The 14,103-nt window shown below is 73.9% G+C and carries 14 protein-coding genes; 5 read left to right on the plus strand and 9 right to left on the minus strand.

Translation table 11 applies throughout. The features are described 5' to 3' along the window. The first annotated feature begins 106 nt into the window (after positions 1-106). Both IH61_RS0104885 and IH61_RS0104890 read left to right on the plus strand, forming a co-directional pair. Positions 107-316 (plus strand): DUF397 domain-containing protein, encoded by a 210-nt coding sequence (locus tag IH61_RS0104885; RefSeq protein ID WP_031065419.1) that lies wholly within the window; start codon positions 107-109, stop codon positions 314-316. A gap of 257 nt (positions 317-573) precedes the next feature. Further along, on the plus strand, positions 574-900 hold the full coding sequence (locus IH61_RS0104890; RefSeq protein ID WP_031065422.1) for a hypothetical protein: 327 nt from the start codon (positions 574-576) through the stop codon (positions 898-900). A gap of 653 nt (positions 901-1,553) precedes the next feature. Here the strand turns inward: IH61_RS0104890 and IH61_RS0104900 are convergent. The 7 genes from IH61_RS0104900 to IH61_RS0104930 form a co-directional block, all read right to left on the minus strand. Continuing rightward, positions 1,554-2,756, minus strand: a complete 1,203-nt coding sequence (locus IH61_RS0104900; RefSeq protein WP_031065426.1) for a cytochrome P450 — start codon at positions 2,754-2,756, stop codon at positions 1,554-1,556. Continuing rightward, complete coding sequence (locus tag IH61_RS0104905; protein WP_031065427.1) at positions 2,753-3,334, minus strand: GTP-binding protein; 582 nt, start codon at positions 3,332-3,334, stop codon at positions 2,753-2,755. The genes IH61_RS0104900 and IH61_RS0104905 overlap by 4 nt, the downstream gene beginning before the upstream one ends. Before the next feature lie 79 nt (positions 3,335-3,413). After that, positions 3,414-3,767, minus strand: a complete 354-nt coding sequence (locus tag IH61_RS0104910; RefSeq protein WP_031065429.1) for a DUF742 domain-containing protein — start codon at positions 3,765-3,767, stop codon at positions 3,414-3,416. Beyond that, positions 3,764-4,198: a roadblock/LC7 domain-containing protein gene (locus IH61_RS0104915; RefSeq protein ID WP_031065431.1), complete on the minus strand. Its 435-nt coding sequence runs from the start codon at positions 4,196-4,198 to the stop codon at positions 3,764-3,766. Before IH61_RS0104915 ends, IH61_RS0104910 begins: the two co-directional genes overlap by 4 nt. Beyond that, the gene (locus IH61_RS0104920; protein ID WP_063763134.1) at positions 4,195-6,054 is read right to left on the minus strand and encodes an ATP-binding protein; all 1,860 of its coding nucleotides are present in this window, start codon (positions 6,052-6,054) and stop codon (positions 4,195-4,197) included. The genes IH61_RS0104915 and IH61_RS0104920 overlap by 4 nt, the downstream gene beginning before the upstream one ends. 95 nt (positions 6,055-6,149) lie before the next feature. Beyond that, a complete protein-coding gene (locus IH61_RS0104925; protein WP_031065437.1) occupies positions 6,150-7,160 on the minus strand; it encodes an MBL fold metallo-hydrolase in 1,011 nt (336 codons plus the stop codon). A 167-nt stretch (positions 7,161-7,327) separates the two neighbouring features. Further along, positions 7,328-8,248 carry a GNAT family N-acetyltransferase gene (locus IH61_RS0104930; protein WP_031065439.1) on the minus strand — a complete coding sequence of 307 codons (921 nt, stop codon included), beginning with the start codon at positions 8,246-8,248 and terminating at the stop codon, positions 7,328-7,330. A gap of 258 nt (positions 8,249-8,506) precedes the next feature. On the opposite strand from IH61_RS0104930, the gene IH61_RS0104935 reads away from it, so the two are divergent. The 3 genes from IH61_RS0104935 (at position 8,507) to IH61_RS0104945 (ending at position 11,830) form a co-directional block, all read left to right on the plus strand. Next, the gene (locus IH61_RS0104935) at positions 8,507-9,847 is read left to right on the plus strand and encodes a DUF692 domain-containing protein (protein WP_078910834.1); all 1,341 of its coding nucleotides are present in this window, start codon (positions 8,507-8,509) and stop codon (positions 9,845-9,847) included. A 30-nt stretch (positions 9,848-9,877) separates the two neighbouring features. Then, entirely contained in the window at positions 9,878-10,963 is a 1,086-nt protein-coding gene (locus IH61_RS42535) for a TIGR04222 domain-containing membrane protein (protein ID WP_051836265.1), read from the plus strand. An 84-nt stretch (positions 10,964-11,047) separates the two neighbouring features. Beyond that, a complete protein-coding gene (locus IH61_RS0104945) occupies positions 11,048-11,830 on the plus strand; it encodes a TIGR04222 domain-containing membrane protein (RefSeq protein ID WP_031065446.1) in 783 nt (260 codons plus the stop codon). Positions 11,831-11,893: 63 nt separating this feature from the next. On the opposite strand, the gene hemQ is transcribed toward IH61_RS0104945, so the two are convergent. Together hemQ and hemG are read right to left on the minus strand one after the other, a co-directional pair. Further along, a complete protein-coding gene (hemQ, locus tag IH61_RS0104950; RefSeq protein ID WP_031065448.1) occupies positions 11,894-12,619 on the minus strand; it encodes a hydrogen peroxide-dependent heme synthase in 726 nt (241 codons plus the stop codon). After that, positions 12,616-14,058 carry a protoporphyrinogen oxidase gene (hemG, locus tag IH61_RS0104955; protein WP_031065451.1) on the minus strand — a complete coding sequence of 481 codons (1,443 nt, stop codon included), beginning with the start codon at positions 14,056-14,058 and terminating at the stop codon, positions 12,616-12,618. Before hemG ends, hemQ begins: the two co-directional genes overlap by 4 nt. Positions 14,059-14,103 lie beyond the last annotated feature (45 nt).

Raw genomic sequence — 14,103 nt, forward strand, 5'->3', positions numbered from 1 at the left:
CAGGATTGCGGCGGCGATCGCCAACGCCCGCTCCCGCTGGAGGATTTGAGACTCCCACCCCAAGGGGGTGGGGACCGCAAGGAAGATCGAGAGAGAGGACAGTGCAATGATCGCCCGTCCCGAATTCGAGTTCGTCACCATCACGGCGTGCCAGAACACGGTACGCAAGGCGTGCCCGCAGGTGGCCACCAACATCCCCGGTGTGGTCGCCTTGCGCGACAGCGAGCGGCCCGGTGAGGTGGTCACCATGACCCGCGAGGCGTGGGTGGAGTTCACCAGCGCCGTGAAGGGCGGAGAGTTCGACCTGAGCGCGTAGGAGAGCCGTGGACTGTCCGCTGTGTGATCAGCCCATTGTGTTTGACCCGGAAGTGGGCGAAGGGTTCTGTTTTCGGTGCGCGCAGTGGGTGACCAGCTACCCGGATCAGTTGGAGCCGTACCGGTACACGGCGAAGGGTCGGCCCTACCGGCCCCGGAGGCATCGGCCGAACGCTAGGCCCAGCGGTCACGGCGGACAGTCCACACCCGCATGACCCAATCAGCTCCGTCCGGGTTCGCCTGGGCGGGGCTACTCCTTTGTCCGATCCTTCACCACTCGAAGCGCTCGGCATCTTCGAGGTTCCCAAGCAGCTCGACGACCGCGAAACCGCGATCGTCGAGCTGTTCCTCACCGCCATCGACGCCATGGGCGGCATCCGGGCCGGTCACCAGCACGGCCTGGCGCGCTGGTTCACCACCGGCAACCTCACCGCCGCCCGGCCCCTGGCCCGCACCGGCAACCCGGTTCGCTACTGGACCACCCTCATCCAGGCCGGCGAACTCCTCCTCGCACAGCCCTCCCCCGACCCCCGCCTCACCTACGTCCTCACCCAATGCCGCCTCAACGCCACCCGAGCAACGTAAGCGCAGGAAGTCGACCGGGCCGACTTCCTGTGCAGGGTTCCGGTTCCGGCGGCCCCGGCCAGCCCTGGCCGGGGCCGCCGTCGGTGTGTGTTTCCGGCAAGGGCGGGTGGGAGCTCAGTGCTTGGGCGGGCCCGGGTGCTTGGCACTCGGGCCCGCAATGTTGTGCTGTTTATCCCCGCTGTTGTGGGCGGTCCCTTCCACGAGACCGTCCGCCGGGCCGCCCAGATCGTCACCGCCACCATCGAGGCCCGGGGCTCGTTCACCGTCACGTGTCTCGGCGGCATTCTGAGCTGCCGCCTCTGATCCGTCCCAGGCTCTTTCCCCGCTGCCCGCCGGAACCTTCCGGCGGGCAGCGGCAACAACCGCATGCCATTGCACTTCTTGCCCTGCACAGGAAGTCGACCTGGCCGACTTCCTGTGCAGGATTCTGGTTCCGGCGGCCCCGGCCAGGCCGGGGCCGCCGAAGGTGTGCGTTTCCGGTGGGGGTGGGCAGGCGAGGAACTCAGTGTTTAGGCGGGCCCGGGTGCTTGCACCCGGGCCCGCTCAAAATTGTGCTTTATATTTCCGCAGCTTTGGGGCGGCCCGGCCGAATCGGCCGGGCCGCCCATTCGCTCTCAGGGTTGTTTTTCCATTGCTCGATCTCACCCGATCGGTCAGGGGGTGACCGGGGCGAAGTGGGCGGGGAGGTGGACGAGGGCGCGGTGGAAGGGGCCGGGGCGCCAGAGGAGGTGGTCGGCGGGGGTGGCGAGGGAGAGGTCGCTGAGGCGGCTGGTGAGCTGTTCGATGGCGGTGATGGCGATCAGGAGGGCGGGGTCGCGGGCCGGGCAGGCGTGGGGGCCGGCGGCCCAGGCGAGGTGGGCGCTCTCGCCGCTGCGCAGGTCGGTGCCGTCGGTGGGCGGGGCGGCCTGGGAGTTGGCGGCGGCGTAGGAGACCAGGATCAGCGTGCCGGCCTTGATCTCGCGGCCGTGGAAGGTGAGGTCGTAGCGCGGGTAGTGGGCCGAGAGGTTGGCCAGCGGCGGCTCGTGCCACAGGACTTCGTCGATCGCCTGGTGCGCGGTCATCGCGCCGCCGAACAGCGAGCCGGCGTAGCGGGCGTCGGTGAGCAGCCGCAGCAGGGCGTTGCCGATGAGGTTGGTGGTCGGCTCGTGCCCGGCGATCATGGTGAGGGTGATCTGCCGGATCACCTCCTGGTCGTCGAGCCCGGCGGGGTGGGTGACGAACCAGGTGGTGAGGTCGTGCCGGGGCTTCTCGCGGCGTTCGGCGACCATCTCGGTGACCACGGCGACGAGGTCCGCGTACGCGGCGGCGGCCCGTGCCCCGGATTCGATGAGGCCCGTGATGGCGCCGACGAGCCGGGCCCGGTTCTCCTCGGGCACCCCGAACCAGGTGGTGAGCACGAAGGCGGGCAGCTGCCGGGCGTACTGGGCGATGAGGTCGGCGTGGCCGGCGGCCTCGAAGCGGCCGATGAGCTCGTGGGCGGCCTCGGCGACCTGGCGCTGGAGCCGGTGCGGCTCGAACAGCGCGAGGGCGTCGGTGATGACCGCGCGGTAGCGGGCGTGGGTCTCGCCGTCGCTGAACAGGGCGGTGGGGCGGTAGCCGAGCACCACGAGCAGCGGGCAGTCGGGCGGGACGGTCTGCTGCCAGGCGCGGGAGTCCTTGGAGAAGGTGTCGGTGTCGCGCAGCAGGTCCAGGGCGGCCTGGTAGTCGGTGACGAGCAGCGCCTCGACGCCGGGGGCGACCTCCACCGGGGCGAGCGCGCCGTGGCGGCGCAGCCGGTCGTAGACGGCCTGCGGGTCGGCGGCGAAGGCCGGGCCGTGGATCGGGGTGGCGGCGGGGGCGGCCGGGGCCGAGGTCACGGTGTCTCCTGGGCGGCGACGGCGGAGGACTGGGCGGAGGACTGGGCGGCGGGAAGGGTGTCGAGGACGTGCTCGGCCAGCGCGATCAGCGCGTCGAGGCTGCTGTCGCGGTCGCGGGCGTCGCAGAGCAGCAGCGGGGTGGCCGGGTGGAGGTCGAGCCGTCCACGGAGCACCTCGACCTGGTGGAGCGGGGACTCGGGGAAGCAGTTGACGGCGACGGCGTAGGGCAGGCCCTGCTCCTCGATCATGTCCATGATCTCGAAGGAGTCGGCGAGCCTGCGGGTGTCGGCGAGCACCAGGGCGCCGACCGCGCCGCGCGCGATGTCCTGCCAGAGCGGGAAGAACCGCCGCTGGCCGGGGGTGCCGAACATGTAGAGCACGACGTTTCCGGGCAGGGTGAGGCGCCCGAAGTCGACGGCGACGGTGGTGGTGACCTTCTCGGGCACGCCCGCCAGGTCGTCCACCGGCCGTCCGGTCTCCGTCATCGCCTCCTCGGTGTGGAGGGTGGCGATCTCCGACAGGGTGCGGATGAGCGTGGTCTTGCCGACCCCGAACGGGCCGGCGACCAGCAGTTTCATCAGGGTCTGGTCCCGGTCGGGCAGGTAGCCCACCCGGTTCGGCCGGCTGTCGGACGGGCCGACGACCGGGCCGTCCGGGTCACCGGAGCGCACGGAGTCCAACGAGGAGCCTCTCGACGACGGAGCGGTCGGTCTGCTGGGCACGCGGGATCGGCGCGCGGGCGTGGAGGCAGCCCGCCTCGACCAGATCGGCCGCGAGGAAGATCGTGGCGCTGACCGGCAGGCGCAGGTGCGCGGCGGCCTCCACCACGGTCAGTGCGCCGGGGCGCAGCAGGTCCCAGAGCCGGTGGTGTTCGGGTTCCAGCCCGGTGGGCGGTTCGGTGCGGCCGGCGAAGAGCACGGTCAGCCTCTCGAAGCCCTCGGTGCCGGGGCGGCTGCGGCCGCCGGTGGCGAGGTAGGCGGGCACCATCCGCCTTCTGGGGACGCCGTTCATGACCGTGCGGTGGCCGCGTCCTGCTGCCGGGTCGGGCTGGCGAGTGCACGGCCGAGGGCGGCCACCTGGATCTGCATCTGGTAGGCCACGTTGCCGAGTTGGGCGTCGGGGCCGGCGAAGACGGCGAGCGAGGTGTTCTCCCCGGCGGGCACGACGACGGCGTAGCCGAGGTCGGACTCGACGACGGTCTGGGCGAGCCGGGGCCGTTCGGCGTCGGTGAAGGCGGTGGTGAAGGCCCGGGCGGCGGCGTGGAGGGTCGCGGTCATGGCGGCGACGCGTTCGGCCGAGGCCCGTCCGAGGCCGTTGGAGGCGCCTTCGACCAGGCCGTCGCCGGTGGCGATGACGGCGTGCAGCACCCCCGGCAGTTCCAGCAGGGGGTTGAGGACCCAGGAGATCTCGTCGACGGGGGTCGGGCTGGGAGTGCTGCTCACTGCTCGGCTCCTTCTAAGGTCTGGCCGGTGGTGGTGTCACCGGAGTCACGGCCGGCGGTGGTGTCGCCGGTGGTGCTGGTCGTGCCTGTGGCCCCCTCGGGGGCGGTGCCGGGGGCGGCCTCGCGGGCGGTGCCTGTGGCCCCCTCGGGGGCGGTGCCGGGGGCGGCCTCGGGGGCCGTCTCGCGGGCCTCGCGTTCGCGTTCCGCGACGGCGGCCCGGCCGGCGCCGGTGCCGCGTTGGAGCGCCTGCCAGCTCTCGGCGGCGCGTTCGGCGCTGCGTACGGGCGGCTGGAGCTCGGCGGACGGCTCCGCCTGCTCGGCCCGTACGGGCGCCCCGGCGCCGTTGTCCCCCGTGGTCAGGGGCCGGCGGCGGCGCCGGCTGGGCAGTCCGCTGCCGTCGTCGTCCGGAGCCGCCTCCGGGGTGGGCGCGGCGTCGGGCACGACCCGGATGGGCGGCGGCCCGGGCTGGTGGTGGCGGTCGTCGAGGTCGGGGAAGTCCCGTTCGTCGGCGTCGCGCATCGGCGGGACGCCGACGACGGTGGGTGCGGGTGTCGGCCCGTTGCCGGCGCGCAGCGGCAGCGGGGTGAGGACGGACAACTGCTGCTCCTCGTCGACGACGGTGACCAGGGCGGCCGGGATGCGCAGGATGGCGCGCGTGCCGCCGTACGGGGAGGGCTCGACGTGGCAGGAGAACCCGTACTGGCGGGCGAGCTTGCCGACGACGGCGAAGCCGGTCTTGGGCGGGTTGCCGAGTTCGGTGAGCAGCACGTCGGACGGGCCGGCGAGCAGGCGGCGGGCGCGGCGCAGCTGGTCCTCCTCCATGCCGATGCCGCTGTCGTCGATGATCACCAGCGCGCCGCGGCCGCCCTGCTGGACGCTGACGGGGACGTCGGTCTCGGGGTGGGAGTAGGCGGTGGCGTTGGCGAGGAGTTCGGCGAGGGTGACGGCGATGGGCTCGGCGGCGCGGGCGACGACGGCCAGGCGCTGTTCGCGCAGGTGGTTGGCGACCTTGATGCGCGCGTAGCCGGGCACCCGGGAGAGCGCGCCGACGACGACCTCGGCGAGCGGGGAGTCGGTGCGGGCGAGGCCCGGCCAGGCTTCGCAGAGCACGGCGACGGTCTGGATGCGGCGCAGCGCGACCTCGTTGCGGAAGTCGAGTTCCAGCAGCCGGGGGTCGTCGTTCTCGTGCTGGAGCTGCTGGACGAGGCTCTGGATCTGGTAGAGCAGCGTCTGGATGCGGGAGGTGGCGCCGCGCATGGTGGCGCGGGCGGCGGCGTCGACGCGTTCGCGTTCGTCGGCGAGGGCGGCGGTGGCGGCGTCCAGGACGGACTGGAGGGCGCGGACGGCCTCCGGGCCGATGGCCTCGGCGTCCAGCGGGCCGACGAGGGGGGCGCTGGCGTGGCTGAGGCGTACGGCGGTGGCGGCGATGCGTTCCTGGGCGAGGTGGCCGATCTCGGCGAACAGGGCGGAAGCCTGCCGTTCGGATTCGGCGAGGCGGCTCTCGACGGCGGCGAGGCGCTGTTCGGCCCGGTCGGCGCGGGTGGTTTCGGCGGTGGCGTGCCGCTCGGCCTCCCGGGTCTCGTCCCGGGCAGCGTTGAGCTGCCGTTCGACGGTGCGGAGGTTGTCCTCGGTGCCGAGGGCCCGGTCGGCGGTGCGGCGGTTGTCCTCCTGGGCCTCGCGCAGTTGCTGTTCGAGGCGGGCGAGGCGGCCTTCGGTGGCGCGGGTGCGCTCCTCGGCGTGGCCTCGGGCGGTGTCGGCGGACTTCGCGCGACTGTCGGCCCGGGCCCGGCCCCGGGCGAGGAGGACGGCGGACACGGAGGCGACCAGCGCCAGGGCGATCAGCGCGATCAGCGTCATCGGGTTCCTCGTGGAGGGGGGGCTGGACTCGGGCCGGGGAGGGTGGTTCGGGTGCTGGGTGGTTCGGGTGCCGGGCGGTTCGGGTGCCGGGCGGATCAGCCGCCGTTGCGTGGCCGCGGGATGCGGCCGGCGGCGTCGGCGGCGAGTTCGCGGGCGACGACGGCGACCTCGCTCATGGCGTCCAGGATGCCGGGCGTCGGGGAGCCGTCGAGGTGCCGGTACTCGGCGGCGACGGTGAGCACCAGCCGCTCGGGCAGGCCGAGTTCGGGGTGGCGCTGCTCGGCGATGACCCGGCGGGCGGCGTCCAGGGCGGGTATCCCGGCGGCGTGCAGGGCGTGGGCGCGCTCGCGGACGTAGGCGAGGTAGGCGATGTGCCCGTGGACGCCGTCGCGGTCGAGGACGGGGCCGTGGCCGGGGACGAAGATCTCGGCTCCGGTGGCGAGGGCCTGTTCGCAGGCGCCGATGACGTTCTCCAGCGGGCCGGCCCAGTGCGAGGGGTGGTCGCCGGGCTGCTCGGGGGTGGAGGAGAAGACGATGTCGCCGGTGAACACGGCGCGCTGGTGCGGGAGGTGGACCATCAGGTCGCCGCCGGTGTGGGCGGCGGGCAGGCTGGTGATCTGCACCGGGTGGCGGCCGACGGTGATCTCGAGCTCGCCGGTGAAGACGGTGTCGGGGTGCACCGGCTCGGTGTCGGACCAGTCGAAGACGCCGAAGTGCTCGCGCAGGTAGCCGCCGAGCGGGGAGTCCGGGTCGCTGTTGGTGAGCAGGCTGTGCGTCTGCTGCGGGGTGGGCTCCCAGTGGATGTGCTCCAGGGCCTCACGGGTGGCGATGACCTCGGCGTCGGGGAGCACCCCGGCACCCCAGAGGTGGTCGCCGTTGGCGTGGGTGACGACGATGCGGTCGATCTGCACCCCGGCGGGCAGCAGCCGCCGACTCGCGGCGAGGAACTCCCCGGCCAGTGCGGGGTCGTACGGGGTGTCGATCCACAGTGCGGTCGTCTCGGAGGCCAGCAGGCCGCAGTTGGCCAGGCCCCAGCCCCGCTTCGGGGGGAGCCACACGTACAGGTCCTCGGCGATCGCGCTGACGTTCGCGCGGTTGATCGTCATGTGCGCGATTATGCCCATGCTGTGTCAAGGATGGGGTAAAACCTGTACGACCACAAGGAGTTCGTGTCCCAGACTCTCCCGAGCTGTCCCGATTCGCTCCTTGTGGTCGAGACCAATCGTCTCACGGTGCGGGACGGTTGGTGGACACCTGAGCGAGGATCCGCCGGTCACCCCAGGGTCTTGATGCCCATCCGCTCCCCCGCGCAGCGCTCGTACCCCAGCCAGCGGTTGATCGCGAGCATCGGGGCGTTCGTCACGTCGTTGGAGGTGTACGCCCGCCGGCAGCCCGCCTCCACCGCCAGGCGCAGCGACTCCCGCTTGGCGAGCTTGCTCAGGCCGCGCCCCCGGAACTCCCGGCGGCAGGCGGTGAACGCGGACCAGTACGCACCCCGCCCGTCGGTCTGCACCAGCGCCATCGCGGCCGGCTCGCCGTCGACCACCGCGACGACCGTCAGGGCGTGGTCGATGTCGGGCCGGTCCCAGGCGTCGTGGCGCCACTCGTCGTAGCCGAGGTCGTCCAGGGCCGCCTCGCCGGGCTCGTCCCGGCTGGCCTCCGCGTCGATCAGGTACAGCGGGTACGGGTCCTCGGCCCAGTCGGTGGCCGCTCGCAGCTGGACGCCCGCCGGGGTCTCGGGGGCGGGCGGCAGCGGCACGGTGAGGTCCCGTCCGGCGAACTGGGCGGCGCTGCCGAGCCGGAAGCCCCGGGCGGCGGCGAAGGCGAGGGAGCCCGGGTCGTCGTCCACCCAGCACTGCAGCTCGGTCACCCCGTGGGCGGCGAGGTGGCGTTCGGCCTCGGCGAGCAGGGCGGTGAAGACGCCGCGCCGCCGGAAGGCGGGCAGCACGCTGCCGCCCGCGTGGCCGAGGCCCGTACGGGTCGTGCCGGTCGTCACGGCGCAGCGCACCGAGGCGACCACCTGCCCGTCCACCTCGGCGACGAAGGTGCGGAAGTACGCGCCGGGCTGCTCCTGGGCGTTGCGCCACACCAGCGCCTCGGGCGTCGTCACCAGGTGCTCGCGGCCGGTGCGGTGGGCGACGTACGCGGCCTCGGCGTCCTCGGGGCGGAACTCACGGATCGTCAGGGGGGTCATGGGTTCGCACGCTATCCGACCCCGAATGCCGGGCGCCTCCGGTTTCTTTCCCACAAGCCCTCCCACCTGCTACGTTGCCGTCAGCCCGGTCGCGAAGCCCGGGCGGCAAGCTCAAATAATGCTCTGAGAAGAACGGACGGGGCTTGGCAGCCCCTCCGCCCGGGGACATCCTCGGCAACAACGGCCGCGCGGTCCTGGCGACGACGCCCGCATCGCCGACGGCCTTCTCATTCCGGCCCTCCGAAGGGGGCGAAACCGATGAATTCCCCTGCCCTCTCCCCTGCCCACGCTCCTACCCCGCAGCAGCCGCTCACCGACACCGCGCCCCGGCTGGGCGTCGGCCTCGGCTGGCGCAGCGAGATCGACACCGTCGTGGAACGCCAGCCCGGCCTGGACTGGGTCGAGGTGGTGGCCGAGAACCTCTGCGCCGACCACCTGCCCGCCTCGCTGGCCGTGCTGCGCGCCCGCGGGGTCACCGTCGTCCCGCACGGCGTGGGCCTGGGCCTCGGCGGCGCCGAGCGGCCCGACGCCGGACGGCTGGCGAAGCTCGGCGAGCTGGCGCTCGCGCTCGGCTCCCCGCTGGTCACCGAGCACCTGGCCTTCGTCCGCGCCGGCGGCCTGGAGGCCGGCCACCTGCTGCCCGTCCCGCGCACCCGGGCCTCGCTGCGGGTGATCGCGGAGAACGTCCGCATCGCGCAGGAGCAGTTGCCCGTGCCGCTGGCCCTGGAGAACATCGCCGCCCAACTCGCCTGGCCGGACGACGAGTTCACCGAGGGCGAGTTCCTCGCGGAGCTGGTGGCGCGCACCGGCGTACGGCTGCTGATCGACGTCGCCAACCTGCACACCAACCGGGTCAACCTGGGCCTCGACCCGGCCGCCGAGCTGGACCGGCTGCCGCTGGAGGCCCTCGCCTACGTCCACGTCGCCGGCGGCACCCTCGTCGACGGCGTCTGGCACGACACCCACGCCCACCCCGTCACCGCCCCGGTGCTCGAGGTGCTGGCCGAACTGTGCTCCCGCGTCGCTCCGCCCGGCGTCCTGCTGGAGCGGGACGCCGCGTTCCCGCCGCCCAGCGAGCTGGCCGGCGAACTGGACGCCATCCGCGGGGTGCTGGAGGGGAGTACCCCGCGGATGGCGTCCCCTGCGCGGGCGGCGACGGCGAAGGGCTACGAACCCACCACCGAGCCCGCGACCGAGCCCGCCACCGACGCCGACCGCGAACACCTGGCCCTGCGCCAGGGCGAGCTGCTGGCCGCCCTGGTGGCCGCCGGGCCCGTCCCGCCCGGCTTCGACCCGGCCCAGGTCCGCGCCCAGCGCGCGGGCCTGGCCTCCAAGCGGCGCGACACCGCCGCGAAGGTCGCCCCCGAGCTGCCCCGGCTGCTCGGGAGCGCGTACGGGCCGCTGTTCCTCGACTACGCCCGCACCCACCCGCAGACCGGCGGCTACCGGGCCGACGCCCGGGCCTTCGCCGAGTGGGCGCTCACCTCCGGCGGCCCGACGGCCGCCGACCACCGCCGGGCCCTGGAGCAGTGGCTCCACCCGGCCGCCGAGCGGCCACCCGGACCGCTCACCCGCCTGCGCCGCGCCCTGCGCGGATAGCACCACGTCAAAACCTCGGGGGGAACCACCATGTGGTACGACGCCTACTACCTCGTCCCGGCCGCCCTGCTGATCGCGGCCATCGTCCACGTCTTCGTCGCCCGCCGCCGCGCCGTACGGGTCGACAACCCGCTCGGCCTGCCCGGGCGCGGCCTGCCGCTGCTCAGCACCGCCTTCCTGTCCGGCGGCCCCGGCCGGGTGTTCGACACCGTCCTGGTACGGATGCACCTCGCCGAGCGCGTCCTCGTCAGCCGCGACGGCACCGTCACCCTCACCCACCACCGCCCCCACGACGCCGTCGAACAGGCCCTCATGGACGCCGTCGGCACCGGCGGCAGCCGCCCCCTCGCCGCGCTGCGCGCCGAGGTGATGCGCTCCGCCGCCGTCCAGGCCATCGGCGACGAGCTCGCCGCCCGCGGCCTGATGCGCCGCCCCGACCTGCTGCGGGCCCTCGGCCGGGCACGCCGGTGGCTCTGGCTGGCCATGCTGGGCGTCGTCGTCTTCGCCGTGCTCTCCTTCCTCCTCGACGACGGGCGTCCCGGCTACGACCGCCCGAGCCTGGCCACTCCGGTCGTCATGCTGATCGTCGGCCTCGGCATGCTGAGCGCCAGCGGGGTCGACAAGGCCCGCGTCACCCCCGCCGGGCGGCGCCAGCTCTCCCTGATGGACACCGGCCGCCCCTGGACCCCGAGCCACGGCCTCTACCCCGCGGCGGCCGGCGGCGCGCTGCTCGGCGCCCTCGCGCTCGGCGGGATCGTCGCCGCCGGGGCGGACCTGGACAACGAGGAACTGCAGCAGTCGCTGCTCGGCGCGGCGGCGCAGCAGGACGCGATGACGGCGGTCGGCCGCGGCTCCTCCTTCTCCTCCGGCTCCTCCTCGTCCTCCTCCTCGTCCTCGTCCTCCGGCGGTTCCAGCTGCAGCACCTCCTCCTCGTGGTGCGGCTCCTCCTCCGACGGCGGATCCTCCTCGTCGAGCTGCGGATCGTCCTCCTCCAGCTGCGGGTCCTCCTCGTCGAGCTGCGGGTCCTCCTCGTCCAGTTGCGGGTCCTCCTCCAGCTGCGGGTCCTCCTCCAGCTGCGGCTCGAGCTGCGGCGGTGGCGGCTGCGGCGGCTCCTGACATGAACGCCGACGACGTCACAGTTCGGTATCGCGGCCCGGGAAGCCGTTCCCCGGGCCGCGTGCCCAGGCATAGAACAAGCCCATGTGGTTGCTGTTCCTGATCCCGGCCTGTGTGGCGGCGGTTGTCTCCTGCCTGAGGCTGGTGCGGATGACCGCCACCGCCGACGCCCTCGCCGACCAGGACGCGCTGCGGCCGCCCGAGGCCGTCGGGATCGGGCTGTACGAGACGGCGTACCTGGCCGGCGGCCCCGACCGGGTGGTCGAGCTCGCCCTCGTCCTGATGGCCGGCCGCGGGCGGCTCCACCTGGCCCACACCGGCTGGACCACCGTCGTCGACCCCAAGGGCCGCAGCCGCCTGGAGCGCGCCGTCGTCGCGGCCGTCGGCCCCGAGGGCCAGTGCCGTACGGACGAGCTGCGCCGCGCGATGGGCGAGCACCCCACCGTCCTGGAGATCGGCGCCCGGCTCTCGCTGGCGGGCCTGGCCACGCCCGCACTCGTCCAGCGCAACACCGTCGTGGTCGTGCGGCAGGTGCGGCACGCGCTGCTGCTGACCCTGGTGCTGCTGGCCGCCGCCGTCGCCCTCAGCGGCTTCACCGGCGGCGAGGTCATCGCCCCCTTCGCCTGGTTCTCGCTGCCGCTGATCCTCACCTCCGGCACCCTGCTGATGGCCCGGGTCGACGTCTACCCGTACACCCGCTGGGCCTCCCCCGTCGGCCAGGAGGTGCTGCGCGAACTGCGCCCGGCCCGCCAGCACGGCCTCGCCGACGACGAGGAGCGCGACCTGCTCACCGCCGTCGCCATGAACGGCCCCGCCGCCCTCCCCGACGCCCGCCTGCGCGAGGCGCTGCGCCCGCACCGGCTGTAGAACGCCGCGAGGCCGGTTCCCCCTCTCTTCCGAAGGGGGAACCGGCCTCGCGTACGGATCGGCTCAGACCAGGCCGTTCAGCAGCTCGCTCACCGGGCGGCGGCGGCCGGTGAAGAACGGCACCTCCTCGCGCACGTGCAGCCGCGCGCGGGAGGGGCGCAGGTCGCGCATCAGGTCGACGATCCGGTGCAGCTCGTCCGCCTCGAAGGCGAGCAGCCACTCGTAGTCGCCCAGCGCGAACGAGGCCACGGTGTTGGCCCGCACGTCCGGGTAGCCGCGCGCCATCTGGCCGTGCTCGGCGAGCATCGCGCGCCGCTCGGCGTCCGGCAGCAGGTACCACTCGTAGGAGCGGACGAACGGGTACACGCAGACGTAGTCGCGCGGGCGCTCGTCGGCGAGGAACGCCGGGATGTGCGACTTGTTGAACTCGGCCGGGCGGTGCAGCGCCATGTTCGACCAGACCGGCTCCAGCACGCGGCCCAGGCCCGTGCGGCGGAAGCGGTTGTACGCGTCCTGGAGATCGTCCGAGTCCTCCGCGTGCCACCAGACCAGGATGTCGGCGTCCGCCCGCAGGCCCGACACGTCGTACGTGCCGCGCACCGTCACGTCCTTGGCGGCGAGCTGCGCGAACAGCTCCTCCACCTCGGCGGCCAGGGCGGTGCGGTCCTCGGGCAGGGCGCCCTTGAGCTTGAACACCGACCACATGGTGTAGCGGATGACCTGGTTCAGGTCGCGCGCCTTCTTCTTCTCGGGCTGCTGCTCCGGCTGCTGATCAACGGTCTCAGTCATGCGCTCATTGTCCTCTCCGTGGAACCTTCCCCCGTCTCCGGGGTCGACAGCCGGCCGATCTGATCACCGACGGCCGCAGCCGCTGCGGCGGCCGAAGCGATGCACGCCGGGATGCCCACCCCGTCGTACGCGGCGCCGCACAGCGCCAGGGCCCCCACCCGGCCCGCCGCCTCCCGGATGCGGGCCACCTTCTCCAGGTGGCCCACCGGGTACTGCGGCAGGCCCGCGCCGAAGCGCGAGACGAAGGAGTCGTACGGCCTGGCGGTCAGGCCGATCGCCTCCCCCAGGTCCGCCAGCGAGCGGGCGACCAGCTCCTCGTCCGGCAGCTGCAGCGCCTCCTCCTCGCGGTGGCGGCCCAGCGAGGTGCGCAGCAGGAAGGCGTCCGGGGCGGAACGCTCCAGCCAGCCCCACTTGTTGGAGGAGAACGTCGACGCCTTGATCCGCCGACCGTCCACCGGCGGCACCAGGAAGCCGCTGCCGCTGGGGAGTTCGGTCAGGTCCGAGCGATGGAAGGCCAGGGTGACCAGGGCCATGCCCGCGTACTCGACGGTGTCCAGCTCGGCGGCCGCGCCCGGGGCGTCGGCGCGCAGCAGCGCCGCGGCGGCCGGCGCGGGGACGGCCAGCACCACGGCGTCCGCGTGCAGCACCTCGCCGTTCACCACGACGCGCCAGCCTTCGGGGGTACGGCGCAGCTCCTCCACCGGGGCGTCGGTGCGCAGGTCCACGCCCGCCTTCTCGCAGGCGGCCGCGACGGCCTCCGGCAGGGTGCCCAGGCCCCCGCGCAGGCCCGCGAACACCGGGGTGCCGACGGTCTGCGGCCGGGAGGCCAGCTCGTGCACCCCTTCGACCAGCGACCCGCCGCCGCGGGCGATCGGCAGCAGCTGCGGGACGGCGGCGCGCAGCGAGATCTCCTCGGCGCGACCGGCGTACACCCCGCCGAGCAGCGGCTCCACCAGCCGGTCCACCACCTCCTGGCCCAGCCGCTCCGCCACGTACCGCCCGATCGCGACGTCCTCCCCCACCTCGGCCGCCCGCTCGTGTCGGGCCCGCTCCAGCCCCTCCTCGGTGAGCACCCCGGAGGCGGCCAGCGCCGCCAGATCACCCGGGACGCCCATCACCTGCCCGCCCGGCAGCGGACGCAGCGCCCCACGCGTCCAGATCGCGGCCTTCGCGGTGGTCGGTGCCTCCAGCGCCTCCCCCAGCCCCACCGCCCGCGCCAACTCCACGGCCTCCGGCCGCCGCGCCAGCACCGACTCGGCCCCGAGGTCCACCCGAACCCCGCCGACCTCCCCGCCCCACAACTTCCCCCCGACCCGCGAGGATCCCTCCACCACCGTCACCCGCGCCCGCGCAGGCCCCCCGGCCACCCCACTCAGGAAGGCGGCCGCAGCCAGCCCCGCGATCCCACCACCGACGACGACGACCTGTGCTTGCGACATGCTCCGCAGTCTCCCAGGTCTTAACCCGAACCCCTCAATCCCCTG

It is taken from the genome of Streptomyces sp. NRRL WC-3742, from assembly GCF_000720635.1.
GTDB lineage: Bacteria > Actinomycetota > Actinomycetes > Streptomycetales > Streptomycetaceae > Kitasatospora.